The organism is Shewanella sp., from assembly GCF_048265805.1.
Lineage (GTDB): Bacteria > Pseudomonadota > Gammaproteobacteria > Enterobacterales > Shewanellaceae > Shewanella.
Window position 1 is genome coordinate 15,538 of record NZ_JBLXAT010000020.1, and the last position, 14,414, is coordinate 29,951.

At 49.9% G+C, this 14,414-nt stretch carries 15 protein-coding genes; 8 read left to right on the forward strand and 7 right to left on the reverse strand.

All coding sequences use genetic code 11. The annotated features are described in order from the left end of the window. Positions 1-21: 21 nt before the first annotated feature. Entirely contained in the window at positions 22-1,623 is a 1,602-nt protein-coding gene (locus ACN0TT_RS13990) for a putative bifunctional diguanylate cyclase/phosphodiesterase (protein ID WP_417762766.1), read from the reverse strand. Between the two features lie 370 nt (positions 1,624-1,993). On the opposite strand from ACN0TT_RS13990, the gene ACN0TT_RS13995 reads away from it, so the two are divergent. Genes ACN0TT_RS13995 through ACN0TT_RS14015 form a run of 5 tightly spaced genes read left to right on the forward strand, consistent with a single transcriptional unit; the run spans position 1,994 to position 5,560 of the window. After that, entirely contained in the window at positions 1,994-2,776 is a 783-nt protein-coding gene (locus tag ACN0TT_RS13995) for a DUF4198 domain-containing protein (RefSeq protein WP_417762767.1), read from the forward strand. A 9-nt stretch (positions 2,777-2,785) separates the two neighbouring features. Further along, entirely contained in the window at positions 2,786-3,454 is a 669-nt protein-coding gene (cbiM, locus tag ACN0TT_RS14000; protein WP_417762768.1) for a cobalt transporter CbiM, read from the forward strand. Further along, on the forward strand, positions 3,438-4,040 hold the full coding sequence (locus ACN0TT_RS14005) for a hypothetical protein (protein WP_417762769.1): 603 nt from the start codon (positions 3,438-3,440) through the stop codon (positions 4,038-4,040). The genes cbiM and ACN0TT_RS14005 overlap by 17 nt, the downstream gene beginning before the upstream one ends. Continuing rightward, entirely contained in the window at positions 4,040-4,804 is a 765-nt protein-coding gene (cbiQ, locus tag ACN0TT_RS14010; protein WP_417762770.1) for a cobalt ECF transporter T component CbiQ, read from the forward strand. The genes ACN0TT_RS14005 and cbiQ overlap by 1 nt, the downstream gene beginning before the upstream one ends. Beyond that, on the forward strand, positions 4,805-5,560 hold the full coding sequence (locus ACN0TT_RS14015; protein ID WP_417762771.1) for an energy-coupling factor ABC transporter ATP-binding protein: 756 nt from the start codon (positions 4,805-4,807) through the stop codon (positions 5,558-5,560). A 200-nt stretch (positions 5,561-5,760) separates the two neighbouring features. Here ACN0TT_RS14015 and aguA read toward each other — a convergent pair whose 3' ends face one another. After that, positions 5,761-6,855, reverse strand: a complete 1,095-nt coding sequence (aguA, locus tag ACN0TT_RS14020) for an agmatine deiminase (RefSeq protein WP_417762772.1) — start codon at positions 6,853-6,855, stop codon at positions 5,761-5,763. A 14-nt stretch (positions 6,856-6,869) separates the two neighbouring features. Continuing rightward, a complete protein-coding gene (aguB, locus tag ACN0TT_RS14025; RefSeq protein ID WP_417762773.1) occupies positions 6,870-7,754 on the reverse strand; it encodes an N-carbamoylputrescine amidase in 885 nt (294 codons plus the stop codon). A 263-nt stretch (positions 7,755-8,017) separates the two neighbouring features. Between aguB and ACN0TT_RS14030 the strand changes: the two genes are divergently transcribed. The 3 genes from ACN0TT_RS14030 to ACN0TT_RS14040 are packed head-to-tail and all read left to right on the forward strand — an operon-like array spanning position 8,018 to position 9,792. Then, positions 8,018-8,926, forward strand: coding sequence for a LysR family transcriptional regulator (locus ACN0TT_RS14030; protein WP_417762774.1), 909 nt, complete (start codon positions 8,018-8,020; stop codon positions 8,924-8,926). A gap of 34 nt (positions 8,927-8,960) precedes the next feature. Beyond that, entirely contained in the window at positions 8,961-9,464 is a 504-nt protein-coding gene (locus ACN0TT_RS14035) for a GNAT family N-acetyltransferase (RefSeq protein ID WP_417762775.1), read from the forward strand. A gap of 1 nt (position 9,465) precedes the next feature. Then, positions 9,466-9,792 carry a hypothetical protein gene (locus ACN0TT_RS14040; RefSeq protein WP_417762776.1) on the forward strand — a complete coding sequence of 109 codons (327 nt, stop codon included), beginning with the start codon at positions 9,466-9,468 and terminating at the stop codon, positions 9,790-9,792. A gap of 179 nt (positions 9,793-9,971) precedes the next feature. Here ACN0TT_RS14040 and ACN0TT_RS14045 read toward each other — a convergent pair whose 3' ends face one another. Genes ACN0TT_RS14045 through ACN0TT_RS14060 form a run of 4 tightly spaced genes read right to left on the reverse strand, consistent with a single transcriptional unit; the run spans position 9,972 to position 14,392 of the window. Continuing rightward, positions 9,972-10,292 (reverse strand): YdbL family protein, encoded by a 321-nt coding sequence (locus ACN0TT_RS14045; protein ID WP_417762777.1) that lies wholly within the window; start codon positions 10,290-10,292, stop codon positions 9,972-9,974. Between the two features lie 27 nt (positions 10,293-10,319). Continuing rightward, positions 10,320-10,517: a YnbE family lipoprotein gene (locus tag ACN0TT_RS14050; protein ID WP_417762778.1), complete on the reverse strand. Its 198-nt coding sequence runs from the start codon at positions 10,515-10,517 to the stop codon at positions 10,320-10,322. Between the two features lie 15 nt (positions 10,518-10,532). Further along, positions 10,533-13,508, reverse strand: coding sequence for an intermembrane phospholipid transport protein YdbH family protein (locus ACN0TT_RS14055; RefSeq protein ID WP_417762779.1), 2,976 nt, complete (start codon positions 13,506-13,508; stop codon positions 10,533-10,535). A gap of 32 nt (positions 13,509-13,540) precedes the next feature. Then, on the reverse strand, positions 13,541-14,392 hold the full coding sequence (locus tag ACN0TT_RS14060; protein ID WP_417762780.1) for a D-hexose-6-phosphate mutarotase: 852 nt from the start codon (positions 14,390-14,392) through the stop codon (positions 13,541-13,543). Between the last annotated feature and the right edge of the window lie 22 nt (positions 14,393-14,414).

The window sequence follows — 14,414 nt, forward strand, 5'->3', positions numbered from 1 at the left end:
AGCGTAACCACTGAGGCTTTGCTATCCCACTAATAAGGTACTGTCACTATCGGTTGCTGGCGTCGCCGCGGGTAATGCTTCTAGTGGCAGTGCTTCTGAATAGAGCCAACCTTGATGCAACTCCGCGCCTAAGCGAATAAGCTCTGCCGCATTCTCTTCGTTTTCAACACCTTCGGCGATAACGCTGCAATTAAGATCACCCGCCAGTGCAATAATATGACAGATAATTGAACGGCTAATTTCGTTAACCAAAAAGTCATTTACAAACGAACGATCAATCTTGATTTGCGAAATTGGCAACTCCCTAAGTAGCACCAGTGATGAAAATCCTGTACCAAAATTATCCACGCAGAACTCAAACCCCATACGACTGATCTTATGCATGACGCGCTTTGCCTTGCTAAGATCTTCCACTAAGTCGCTCTCGGTCAGTTCAAACATCAAATCATGTGGTTTCAACTTATTTTGTTGTTTGAGCGCACGAATTTGTTGCACTAAGGTGTCGCTTTGTAGGTCGCGAGCGGTGAGGTTGATATGGACGCGATTGTTAAACCCGAGCGCTCTTAGTCGCGGTAGATCGGCACAGGTTTGCTCAATCACCCAATAGGTAATAGCGTTGATTAAGGTGCTTTTAGCCGCCATAGGAATAAATTGTTCAGGCAAAAGAATGTTGCCGTTGGCTTGAGGCCAGCGTAGCAGTGCTTCCACATACAAGGTTTGCCCTGATTCCGCATTAATAATTGGCTGATAGAACAACTTAAACTGACTTTTTTGTACAGCGTCAGACAACATTTGCGATAACGCTAGCTTACGTTCGGCACGGATACCGATGTTGTCGTTGTAAAAGGTGAAATTGCCCTGGCGACTCTTACAGTCATACATCGCCATGTCCGCTTTTTTCACTAAGTCGAACATTTCATTCGAGTGTTTTGGGTAACAGGCAATGCCAATACTGGCAGAGGTTTTCATCGAGTGCGTGTTCACTTGGATCGGCGCTAATAAACTCGCGTGCAGGTTATCGATGAGTGCGATCAGTTTATCTTCGCGATACTCACGATAAACCACAGCAAACTCATCGCCACCGATACGGAACAGATTGGCGCACGCAGGAATGATGCTAGACAGCCGCTTAGCAACCGCAATCAGAAATTGGTCGCCATAGTAGTGCCCCAAGCCATCATTGATCTGCTTAAAGTTATTTAAATCGATGAATAAGAGTGAGAACGGCTTGTTACCACCAGACAGGGCGCTGAGAAGCTCAAGTAAGCTCTTACGGTTAGCGAGCTTAGTCATGCTATCGGTGAGGGAATTTTGCCGCTCTGTAATGGCAATCGATTCAATTTTTAGAATGGTTTTGTGCGCTTGTGGAATGATAATCGCCACAAACGTTGCCCCACCAAGTAGCATCAGTGAGATAAGCTGCAGTGTTGTATCAATTTTGCTGTGAAACAGGTTGACCAAAAACAGGCTGTAGCCGATTAAAAATAAGATCAGCAGAGCGATCAATGCCCTCCAACCGATGGCATCATCATTTTTACAGATAAGCGCCGCAGGCCTAATGCTCTGCGTGAGTAACAGCAGCCCTAAGAAAACCACTATGTAAGCGAACCAATCAGCATTCATTGAGTATTCCTTTACTCCTTTTGTCAGGTGAGCGAGAAGCCAGCGTTATTATGGATTAAGGGATTAAATCAAGTGCAGCGATGACTTACGAATATTACCAATAACTCACTTTTGGCCTCCGTGAATACACTCACAGATTGTTTACCTTTTTATCATGAACGTAAGTAATTTGCTGCCGCTTATTCGAAGAAAAATTGTGATTGACGGCAATTGGGCCTTTGTCGAGTTTGTGAGCTAGTTAGCATTCTTATTTATCCCTCACGTTAATCCCCACAGGGCAAGTGCTTCGACCAACATGTGGTGGTATCGTTATTACGATTATTCATTTCGTAATAACTTGAGCCTTTTTGACTCGGTAACCGAGGTCCACATGCCGTTGTTATCTAAAACCAGCTATGGTCGTACATTACTGCTGGCGCTAATGTGCTGTTCAATCAACGCTAGTGCGCACTTTTTAGAATTACTGCCCAGTACCGATATTGTTGCAACTCCGCAACAAGCCAAACTGCAATTCAGTATGAAGTTCACCCATCCAATGTCTCAAGGACCACTGATGAACCTCGTGCACCCCACTCAATTTGGCGTGGTAGGCCCGATGGGTAAACAAGATCTGCTCGCCACCCTGCACGCGCAGCAGCAAGATAAGCAGCAGTTTTTTACTGCGGAATATCAGATAAAACGCCCCGGTGACTATCTGTTTTATGTTGAACCTCAGCCCTACTGGGAACCCGCCGAAGGCAAGATGATTGTGCATTACACCAAGGTAGTGGTTGATGCTTACGACATGGAAGATAGTTGGGACTCAGAGCTTGGTTTGCCAACCGAGATTGTGCCGTTAACTCGTCCTTTTGGCCTGTGGACTGGTAATTTATTTCAGGGGCTGGTGAAACGTAACGGTCAACCCGTGCCATTTGCCGAGGTGGAAGTGGAGTGGCATAACGATGGTTCGGTGACCCCACCATCAGATCCTTACGTGACTCAAGTGGTACACGCCGATGCTAACGGAACGTTCAGTTACGTGATGCCTCGCGCTGGCTGGTGGGGCTTTGCGGCGCTGGTCGAAGGCGAACAGCCGATGAAAAACCCAGAGGGTAAATTAGTGCCAGTAGAGCAGGGCGGGCTGATTTGGGTTAACGCGCGAGACATGAAGTAGGGCACTGACATGGCACATATTCCCGAAGGAGTGGTTTCTGCCCCAGTATTGATGACTGGTGGTATCGTGGCGGTAGCCGCGCTGTGCTATGCAGTGAAAAAGCTCGACTACAGTAAAATTCCTCATGCAGCGGTACTCGCCGCCTGTTTTTTTGTGGCCTCGTTAGTGGCCGTGCCTGCTGGACCAAGTAGTGTCCACTTACTCCTTAACGGATTGATGGGCTTGTTATTAGGCTGGACAGCCGTTCCCGCCATTGTGGTGGCGCTGGCGCTGCAAGCGGTATTTTTTGGCTTTGGTGGCCCGCTGGTGTTGGGCGTTAACGCCGTGAATATGGCTCTACCAGCGTTGATGGTGGGCGGTCTGATTCGCCACGGGCTGGCACATGCGGTTCTGGCTCAGCAACGTAAGCAGATCTATCTATGGGGTGGTGCTGCGGGGCTAATTGGCGTTGCTGGTACTGGCACCATGGTGTGTTTGTCATTGGTCGCGAGCTCTGCCGCCTATGCATCAGCGGCCAAGATTATTGCAATCACTTATCTGCCTTTGGCAATCGTTGAGATGTTGATCACCGCTATTGTCGTGGGCTTTATTGCCAAAGTGGCTCCTGAGATGTTACTTCAAGGGCAAACGCAGACCGAACCACTGGCGGAGGAGCAGACCAATGTCGAAGTGCTTTAGTTATCTGCCGCTGGTGCTGTTGCTGCTCAGCTCGTCCGCATCAGCGCACCTACTTAAAGTGTTTGCATGGATGGAAGGACAACAGATTGTCGGCAATGCCTATTTTGCTGGCGGTATTGCAGCGGGTGGTGCCAACATCTTGATCTTTGGTCGCCAGCAGCAACCTCTGGCGCAGCTGCACCCCGAGGCGGATGGTAGTTTCCGTGTCACCGTACCCTACAGCGAGGGTTATGCGATTGAAGCCAACACGGGTGATGGCCATGTGGCGCATTGGCAAATTCCCGCAGCAGAGGTTACCAGTGGCAAAACCGCTGCTACGCCAAAGACCACCAAGCAACCAACGAGCTTGCCGGCCAAGCCGTTCAATATTCTCGCCGAGCCGCCATCTACAGCGTCGGCTCAGGGCGTTGATTGCGCGCAATTGACCGACGCGATTCAAACTGCGGTAGCTAAAGAGATCGGCCCACTGAGGATGGAGTTACAACAAGCGGAATCTCGCGCTAAGTTATCAGATGTGATTGGTGGCCTCGGATTTATTTTTGGCATCGCCGGCATTGCGCTGTGGTGGCAGAGTCGTAAACGCTGATGCTGGCTTCTCAACTACAAGCGCAACATCAGTTGCGTTGGTTATCGCAAACTGACCCGAGGGTTAACATGCTCACTGCGGGGGTGTTTGCGTTAGCGGCGGTACTGCTGCATTCGTTAACGGCTTTAGCACTGCTGTTAGGCATCGCGCTAACACTCAATGGGTTGGCGGGTACACAATGGCGCTCAGTCGGCAAACGCTTGTTGGCGTTTGAAACCTTTATGTTGCTGTTAGTTGTGCTGTTGCCATTTTCTATCAGTGGTCAACCTTGGTTTAGCCTTTGGGGGATGACGGCCTCGATGGAAGGTGGGCTGCAAGCCCTGGCGATTATCTTGCGCGCCAACGCAGTGGTGCTGGCATTACTGGCGTTACTGGCGATTCGCGAGCCAATCAATTTAGGTTATGGCGCTGCGGCATTGGGCTTTTCGCCCAAGCTTATTCATCTATTTATGATGACCGTGCGTTACATTCAAGTGTTGGGCGAGGAGTTTCAGCGCTTACGTAATGCCATGAAAGCCCGAGCCTTTGTGCCAGCGAGTAATTGGCACACTTGGCGCAGTTATGGTTGGATGATGGGAATGCTATTGGTGCGCAGCATGGAACGGGGGCAACGTATTGTTGATGCGATGCGCTGTCGTGGTTTTGATGGCAGCTTGTATCTTAACCAGCAGTTACGTTGGGTAAAGGCTGATAGTGTCGCGTTGTCCTTATTACTGTTGTTATCGCTGTTGCCGCTTGGCTTGCAGCTGTTGTTGGAGAGTTAAATGGACGCCGCTGCAGTGATTAAAGTGCCGTTGTTGTCAGTACATCAATTATCGGTCGGCTACCTCAACCGCAAAGTGTTGAGCAACGTCAGTTTCGATCTCTATGCCGCAGAGCGCTTAGCATTAGTGGGGGCCAACGGTGCGGGTAAATCTACCTTGCTGCGGACATTAGTGGGATTACAAGCTGCACAAGGCGGACAGATCGTAGGCTTTGGCCAACACTGTCGGCAAGAGCGCGACTTTCAGCAACTGCGCAAGCAGGTTGGCTTTTTGTTTCAAGATTCTGATGACCAGTTATTTTGCCCCACGGTGCTAGAAGATATCGCTTTCGGTCCACTAAATCTCGGGCTATCGGCCGATGAGGCACGGCAGAAGGCGTTGCAGGTTTTGGCCTCGCTAGGGATGGAGAGTTTTGCCGAGCGTATTACCTATCGATTATCTGGCGGTGAAAAACGCATGATAGCATTAGCCACGGTACTGGCGATGGAGCCACAAGTGCTGTTGCTCGATGAGCCCACCAACGGTTTGGATGAAGCTGCACAACAGCGTTTGCTGCGTCATCTCGATAGTCTGCCGCAAGCGATGATTGTGGTGTCGCACGATCGCCGCGTATTGGAGCGTTTAGCCACGCGGGCCGTGATGTTGGAAGCGGGGCAGTTGAGTAACGCTGTCATGCATCGCCACCCGCATGAACATCTGCATGTGCATGCTGAAACCCGTGTGATTGGCGGGGCGCACGAGCAAGAACATCAGTAACTGTAGTGAGTCTGTGACATCAATAATTCGATTACGTGGCGGGTGCTGCCATTAAAAAAGCCGATGAATATCATCGGCTTTTGTCGTTTAGCTGTCCCGTCCTGAACTTAGTTGCCTCCCGTTTGCTTAGTTGACTAAGCGTCACTGGCTGCGCCTTGTTCATAATGCGGTTAATTTGAACAAAAATTAAACCCTAAAGATCAACAGCCCTTAGGGATCTGCTGGGTAATGCAGTGAATGTTACCGCCGCCGAGCAGAATTTCGCGGGCGGGTACGCCAACAATCTCATACTCAGGGAAGATAGCTTGCAGCTTTTTAGCAGCAATATCGTCCATCGCTTCGTCCAACAGTGGATAAACGATGCGGTTATTGGTGATTAAGAAATTCACATAAGAACCCGCTAACCGTTCACCCGCGGTACGTGGCACACCCGTACCTGTTGCAACGCCAGCGGCTTCTTCTGCGGTGCAGCACAGTGGGCCTGGTTGTGGCAACAGATGTACTTTTAGTGTGCGTCCTTTGGCATCAGTGGTATTTTGCAATACATCTAATGAGGCTTTAGAACGCGGATACTGCGGGTCGTTTTCATCATCGGTCCAGTGCAGGATCACTTCACCTGGACGGGCAAAACAGCACATATTGTCTACGTGGCCGTCAGTTTCGTCCATGTAAACACCTTCTGGCAACCAGATTATTTTTTCCACGTTGAGATACTGTTTTAAGTACTCTTCAATCTGTTCGCGGCTCAAGTCTGGGTTGCGATTAGGGTTTAACAAACACTCTTCAGTGGTCAAACCGGTGCCTTCACCATCGACGTGAATCGAGCCACCTTCAAGAATCAACGGCGCGACATAACGTTTAAAGCCGTGATGCTGAAGAATGTTGTTAGCGACTAACTCATCTTTATCCCATGGAAAGTACAAACCGCCTTGCAGGCCGCCCCATGCATTAAAGCCCCAATCGACACCACGACATTCGCCTTCATCGTTGATCACCATGGTTGGGCCTGAGTCGCGCGTCCAGCAGTCATTGCTTTCCATTGGCACCAGCGTCACTTCCGCTGGCATAACGCTTTGTGCTTGTGCTATCTGTGCAGCAGGCACCGCCATAAATACAGGTGTGGCGCCAGCAATCACTTTAGCAACGCCAGCAAACGTACGTTGAGCAATACTGGCGTTTTCACGCCAGTTATCTGGGCGGTATGGCCAAATCATCCAAACCGCTTGTTGTGGTGCCCACTCGGCAGGCATATAAAAGCCAGTGAGTTTCGGCAAACTGTGCAGGGTGTTAGACATATCTGCTTATTCCCTTACCAGCTGGTTTCGCCATCTGAGGTCAATACCGCTTCGTACATCGCTGGACGGCGATCGCGGAACAAACCCCAAGAGATACGTTGTTTGTCGATTTCAGTCAGATCGAACTCATGCACCAATACACATTCACTGGTCTTGTCAGCTTGAGCAACCAACGCGCCAGTTTGGTCGGCAATGAATGAAGAACCGTAGAAGGTCATCTCTAGGCCTTCAATAAACTTGCTCTTTTCTGTGCCGATACGGTTTGAGGCAATGACGGGGACCAAGTTGGCACCTGCATGGCCTTGCTGTACGCGGGTCCAATGGGGTTGTGAGTCAATTTCTGGGTATGCTGGCTCTGAACCGATAGCGGTTGGGAAGAAAATAAATTCTGCGCCCATCAATGCCAAGCTGCGTGCAGTTTCTGGGAACCATTGATCCCAGCAAATGCCCACACCGACTTTGGCGTAACGGGTTTGCCATACCATAAAGCCAGTATCACCAGGGGTGAAAAACTGCTTTTCTTGATACGCAGGGCCGTTAGGAATATGGGTTTTACGGTACACGTCCAGCAGACTGCCATCGGCATCAATCATTACCAATGAGTTGTAGTGGGCGTTACCGCGACGTTCAAAGAATGACAGTGGCAGTACCACTTCCAGCTCTTTCGCCACAGCTTGGAAGTGTTTGATCAACTTGCTGTCTTCAACGGTTTGTGCCAAAGCAAAGTGTTCAGGGCTTTGGTCGATACAAAAATAAGGCGCTTCAAACAGCTCTTGGATCAAAATAATTTGCGCACCTTGGGCTGCCGCTTGACGCACCAGCTTTTCGGCGTTGTTGATGTTGGCTTCAATATCCCAAGAACAAGCCATTTGGGTCGCAGCGACGGTAACTTTTGCCATGAACTCATCTCCAGTGTTGATGGACGGGTAGGGCGAGCTGCCCAAGCATAACAAAAGTTTAAGGAGTTGCTCAAAATCCATCAAATGAATAATATTAATCTCACTATTTGCACGGTGAATATTTGGAGCGGCTGACCTTTGACTCATCATCTTTGCAGTAGCCAGAGTGAGAATTCGGCCTTACCGCTGATGCGTCATATCGTCATGCGCCGTAAGCCCCTAATGCGGAATAAAAAGTACACATAAAAGGTCAATAGCCCCTAATGAAGCTGCACCAGTTAGATCTCAACTTGTTGTTGGCGTTTGATGTCTTAATGATTGAACGTAACGTCACGCGCGCCGCGCAGCGTATTTTCCTAAGTCAACCTGCCATGAGCCATGCGCTCAATCGTTTACGGCAGGCATTTAGCGACCCGTTGCTGGTGCGTTCACCGCAAGGGATGCTGCCGACACAGCGTGCGTTATCGCTGCACGCTGGCGTGCAGCAGGCACTGCAATTACTGGAACAACAGCTAGATGCACCGGAACAATTTGACGCTGCCAGTTCTAATCGCCGCTTTGTGATTAGCACTACCGATTACGTTGAATGTGTGTTGATCCCCCCGTTGATTAGCAAGCTCAAACAACTTGCCCCCGGTGTGCATATTGAGATTGAGATCTTGCGCGAAAAAATCCCTGAGGCCGAACTCGCCAATGGCGATATCGATTTAGTGCTCGGCTTTGACGAATATATGCAGGTGCCTGCTTATCTGGCGCGGGAAACGTGGCTTACCGAACCATTGGCTGGCTTGGTACGTCGTCATCATCCGACCATCAAACAGCAACTCACGTTAGCGCAGCTGGTGGATACACCGCATGTGTTTCATTCGCCGCTGGGCACACATGAATCGATAATCGATCGTTATTTAAAGGGCAAAGGCTTAGCGCGGCAGATTTCAGTTAACAGCCAAAGTTATATGTCGGCGGCGGCGATTGTCAGCCAAACCGATCATCTGTTAGTTTTGCCTCAGCGGGTGGCGGCCATGTTATGTATTAGCGGTTTACTCCAACAAGTGGCGCTGCCAGCCGATATGCCCAACTACCAGCTTAACTGTGTCTGGCATCCCGTGCATGAGGGCTTGGCGTCGTTAAATTGGTTAAAGGGATTGATGCGGAGCTTAGTTCATCAGTAAGCTAACCGTGACGATCAAGCGAGAAGGAGCGGTTGTGAGTAACGTTGAAATTAACATCGTAAAAGTTAATTATCGCCACCCCAAGCAGGGGGCAGATCTATTGGAGTTAATGCAGCACTACGCCAAAGATCCCATGGGTGGGGCGCGGCCACTGCCTGATCGTGTGATTGAACAGTTATTACCAACCTTAGCCTCTACGCCAACAGCGTTGAGCTTACTGGCATACCAAGGTGAACGCGCTGTTGGTTTAGCCAACTGCTTTTTAGCGTTTTCTACCTTCAACTGCGCACCTATTCTTAATATTCATGACTTAGTGGTACACAGCAGTATGCGGCGGCAGGGCATTGGTCAACAATTGCTAGCGGTAGCGGCGCAACATGCGAAAGCTGTAGGATGTTGTAAGATTACTCTTGAGGTGTTATCACAAAACCTCACGGCTCGTGAAGCTTACGTCAAAGCGGGCTTTGCGCCATATCAATTGCGAGCGGATACCGGTATCGCAGAGTTTTGGCAAAAGCGTTTGGATCAAGGACAATGATGTGAAAAATTTAGTAGGTGTATTGTTGTTACTCTTCTTAGCAGCATGCGATCTGGTGCCAAACCCTGCCAACAACGATGATGCTGGCAATTGTGAAGCTACCGCTGATTATCAATTAGAGCTGCCACGCATGGATGAAACGTTGCAACAGATTGCTCACGGTACGGGCTGCTTTATTGAAGCGGATTTAGCCCAAATTGGTGCTATTAAACCTAAGCCAGTGATTGGCCATTATTCGATTCGTGCGGCGGTTGAAATCGCCATAGCGGGTACTGGGCTAGAGAGTGAACAAACGGCGCTGAATAATATCACCGTGACGGAAAAGTAACCGTCGCTAAATTGCAGGCAAAAAAAAGCCTCCACATACGCGAGGAGGCCAAATAAAAGCACTTCAGAGCCACAAATTCTACGGATTTTTAGCTAAATGGCTCATGAATTAACGCCATAGATTCATGCAGTAACGGAATGTTTGCCGCAATTATCAGCGTTGTAGGTTATCGCTGCGGCTTACTTCTTAATCCAGTTACCGCTGCCATCTTGTACCATGTGCCCCTTTTCAGCTTTTTCAATAATCTTTTTTGCTGCCAGTTTGGCTACGTCAGTGACGCTGATGCCATTTTTGGCGGCAATCTGTTCATAGGCGGCGGTACGTTTAGCATTCACTTCTTTTACTAACGCGGTCACGTCAGCACTGGTTTGTAGCGGTGCCAAATAGCCGTTGGCTTGTTCGCCCACAAGGCCCTGATCTTTCGCCTGTTGTAAATCCAATGCGGCGGCGGCAAAGCTCAATGAAAGCGCTGTTAAAAAGGTGATGAGTCGTAGTTTCATTATCGGTTCCTTACCACGTGAGTCGCTCTAAAATAGCTCTTGGTTGGTCAGCAGATCGTCTAACGCTTTATCCACTTTGATACGGATTTCATGCTCAATTTTAACGTTCAAATTAATCACGATCGGTTTATCAGGTGGCTCGATTTTTACCGTAGGTGTGCATCCTGCCAAGGTATAACTGGCAAGCACCAGCGCCACTGTTAATACGTGTTTCAATAGCTTCATTGCAGCTCCCTGTGTTTACTGCATCGATGCTTCCAGCCCTGATTGCAAGCGTTCGCCGATAGTGAGGCTTTGCAATAGCTGAAGCAGATTTTCCTCGTGAGAGTAGTTTAAGTGTACTGGGCGATCGATGCCTTGACCATGCCCTTTGATTTTTAACTCAATATTGGTGTCGCCTAGGCCATTCATATCCAGTTTGCCCAAGATTTCTTGATACTGTAAGTGCTGCATAAAATCGAGCACATAATCGAGATATGGCTGACTTTGGCGCATCTGTGCAATGGCGGGGGTGTTGTGTATCTCAATGACACCTTCATTACGCGCGGCGAGGTGACCGCCGCTAATACTGACTTGGCGGTTTTCCATGGTCATGGGCAGTACGCCGTCAAAAATGCCGGTGGCGCTGATGCTCTCTTGCGGATGCTGCGCGAGTAATTGCTCAATATCCATGCCTTGCACCAGCAGTACCCCGCGGGACTTACCTTGCAGATCGAGATTAAAATCGGGAATGATGATCATGCCGTTGAGAGCCGCCGCTGACGCGCGCAGCTGCAATTTGGCGTCTTTGACGCCGGGTAGTAGCCAGCTGTCTACTTTTGTGTTCAGTGCCATCGGCACTAAGTCGCCACGGCCGCGAATATCTATCTGGCTCAACTGTAAGCCGGGGTTAAAACTGCTGGCGTTGAGGGCAAACTGCTGACAGCCAATATTACTGGAGTCCAGCGTATCGGCGGCCAATCGGAGACGATAGTGACAGTTAGCGCTGAGGTTGAGATCAGCAAATGGTAGTTGCAGATATTGCCCCGCGGCACCAATCAGTTGAGGTTGCATATCAACATCCAACGCCAGTTGCCGCCCCTGCTGTGACAGCGCAACTTGCGCATCAAACTGACTCTGTCCCGTGATTTGCCAGTTGTCTTCTAGCTGGAAGTTTTTGGCGGCAATCTGCTGCAGCGCCGTCAAAGCGGTTTGCATCTGCCAATTGGCTTGCATCTGGTAGCCATGGGGTTGCAGCGCCAGCTGATGTTTACTATGCAACGTGACGTTATCAATCTGCCACGTTTCCTGACTGTGCAACTGGCTGTTATGCCAATCAAGCTGTTGCGCTAAACTCACGCGGCTTAGGTTAAGCAAACTCTCATCACTGTTACCACCAAAGCGCGATTTCTTGGTGGTGGAGATATGCGGCAGCTCAAGCGCTAGGGTAAGTTCGCCTTTAAGCGCTTGCTGAGTTAACTGTGGTAATAGCGCTTGTTGGCTATCAAGCGTGAGTGAACTAATCGCCGCAAGGCTGGCATCTAACTGCTGTAAACTCAATTTTTGCGGTGGCAGTTCGGCTTGGATTTGCTGCCACCGATGCGATGTCGCTGGTAAGTTAAACTGCCATACGCCGTTGTGCCAACGGGCTTTTGCCTCGCCTTGCTGTGCGGTGTGTAAATGCGCCATGCTAAAGTGCTGCGCACCGAACTGCGCCATGAGCTTATCAACGCTGAGCGCGGCATCTGCGGCCAGTGATAGCTCGGCTTGGTTGTTGCTGCCATGCCAACTCAACTCACCGGGTAACTGTAATGCTAAGGCGCTGCCACTGGCAGACCAACTGCCACTATCTAGTTTCAAGCCTTGCGGCAACGCTAAGTTGAATTGGTAAGCGCTGCGCAAAGACAGCTGTTGTAGATCCGCCGCTGGCAGGGTGGCTTGAGTCTGTTCAAACGCTAATGTCAGCACTGCCACATCATTGACATTGAGCCACTGGAATAACCTTGGTTTTATCATCAATGTAGGTAGCGTCGCTCGCCAATCATTATTGGCGTTACGCCGCAGTTGCACCCCTTGCGCGACATCGAATTGCACACCGACATCATGGTTATTCGGTAACGTTTGATTGGGCAGCGACAGTTGCTGATGCAGTTGCGTCAGCGCTTGTTCCACGGCAGGAAGTGTTGATGATGCAGCTGGTAACCACTGTTGCCACGCTGTGCGTTGTTGCTCGGTCAGAGACACATTCAGACGCAACGGTGCTAGTGCTATCTCGCTACCATCTGCCTGTTGGGCATAATGCAGGGCAATGGCATCGCGAGGACATGATTGGCTAGCGCTGGCCGTGCCCTGCAGTTGAATAGCCGTGTCTGCCGCTTGCGGAAAGCTTATCGCCGGTGCTTGCCAGCACACATCGCCCGCAAGTGCGCCAGTTTTGCGTGATAAATTTACCGCAGCGCTGATGTTGCCATGGACTTTCGCGCCAGCAACGAGCCAGTCCGGTGCTAACCAAGGGTAAGCAACTAATAGTGGTTCTGCCTCTTGGCTGTCGGCCAACTGTTGTTGCACCTGATACAGCGGGGCAAAGTTGACCTGAGTCTGCAGTTGCCAATCTGCCGTACCATGCAGTGGCAACATACCTTGTAAGCGCCATATCGGCGTATCACTGTTGAGGCTGGCTAACTCGCTGGTTAACTGGCCCGATTCATCAAACGTCAATTGTCGCAGTTGTAACCCCAGCGGCTGACTGGTGTCTTTTAACCTGAGTTGAGTGGGGCCGAAATCGATATGCGGTATGGTGCCTGCAATCGGCAGCCATAAAGGCTCAGTGCTGGTGGATGGCAATAATTGGTTGATGGGCAACTCAATAACAGCATCCTGATAACTTACTGATTCAATCGCATTGACCAGCGATTGCTGCAGCGTATGGCTATCTTGCTGTTGATACCAGCCCCATAATTGGGACACAGATAAAGGTTGTTTCAACGTGAGTTGAATGTCGTTAAAACTGAGCTGGTTGTCAGCATAGTCGAGCACTAATTCGGGCAGTTGCAAGGTACGCATATCCGGCAACTGCCAGCGGATTTGCTGAATGTGCATTTGGTAGGGCGCTAACGCTTGGTTGACATGTTTCAGCACCCACTGCGGATGTTGCAGTAGATAAGCAACCGTCGCTACCAATATCGCCAGTAGCAGTACGAGGCTAACACTTCCCCAAAGCAACATCCTTTTTAGCACGCGCAATCGACTCCTTACTGCGGTGGTCGTGATTAATCCAACCAGCGAATACTGGTGGATAACGTATGGCTTTGACCCGGCGCCAGATTTACCGCGTCTTCGCGCACATTGGCGGCTTCTAAACACACCATCTGTAAGTAATCGTCATCGTTAAAGCGTGATAACCGTTGTGATTTTTCTATCCAAGGGTTCCACAGCACCGCTGATTGGCTGTTGTTACGGCTGATTTCAATCGTGCCGTTGACGCTGTGCAACTGTTGTACAGCTCCTAGTTGGGTATAGACGCGATCAGTTTCTTTATCAAAGCTGACGCTATCATCCTCTTGCGGATAGGGCCCTGCGCCAAATTCAACATACTTAGCATTAGCAAAGCCGCTGGCTTGCAGTTGATGGATATCACCAATCGGGAAATAGCTATGTAGCGCTTGGGTGAAGGTAACGGTTCTATTGCCGAGGTTGATGTTGGTCAGTTTGAGTGTCAGTGTCTCTGACAACACCACTTCCAGTTCAACGCGGGTGTCGTGCGGCCAGTATTGGCGCTCAAATTGTGCCGGTGCCAAGGTGAAACGGAGGCTGACCACTTCATCTTCAACTTGAGTACCAACCCAATCCCATACTTTGTTGCGGGCAAAACCATGGGCAGGCCAATCGCTGTTTTCATGGTTACCGAACCATGGCCAACATACCGGAATGCCACCTCGAATACCGCCAGTACCCGGCTGATATTCGTCGGCGCTTGATACCCACAATAACGGGGCTTTGCCGGTGGGCTTAAAATGCTCGACTTGAGCGCCTTGCAGAAAGATCCGTGCTTCACTGCGGGCAGAGTTAATCTGCAAATATTCTAAGCCGTTAGTATGTGTCAGTTGACGAATGGTCGCCATGATGTCGTCCTCAAATCATTGC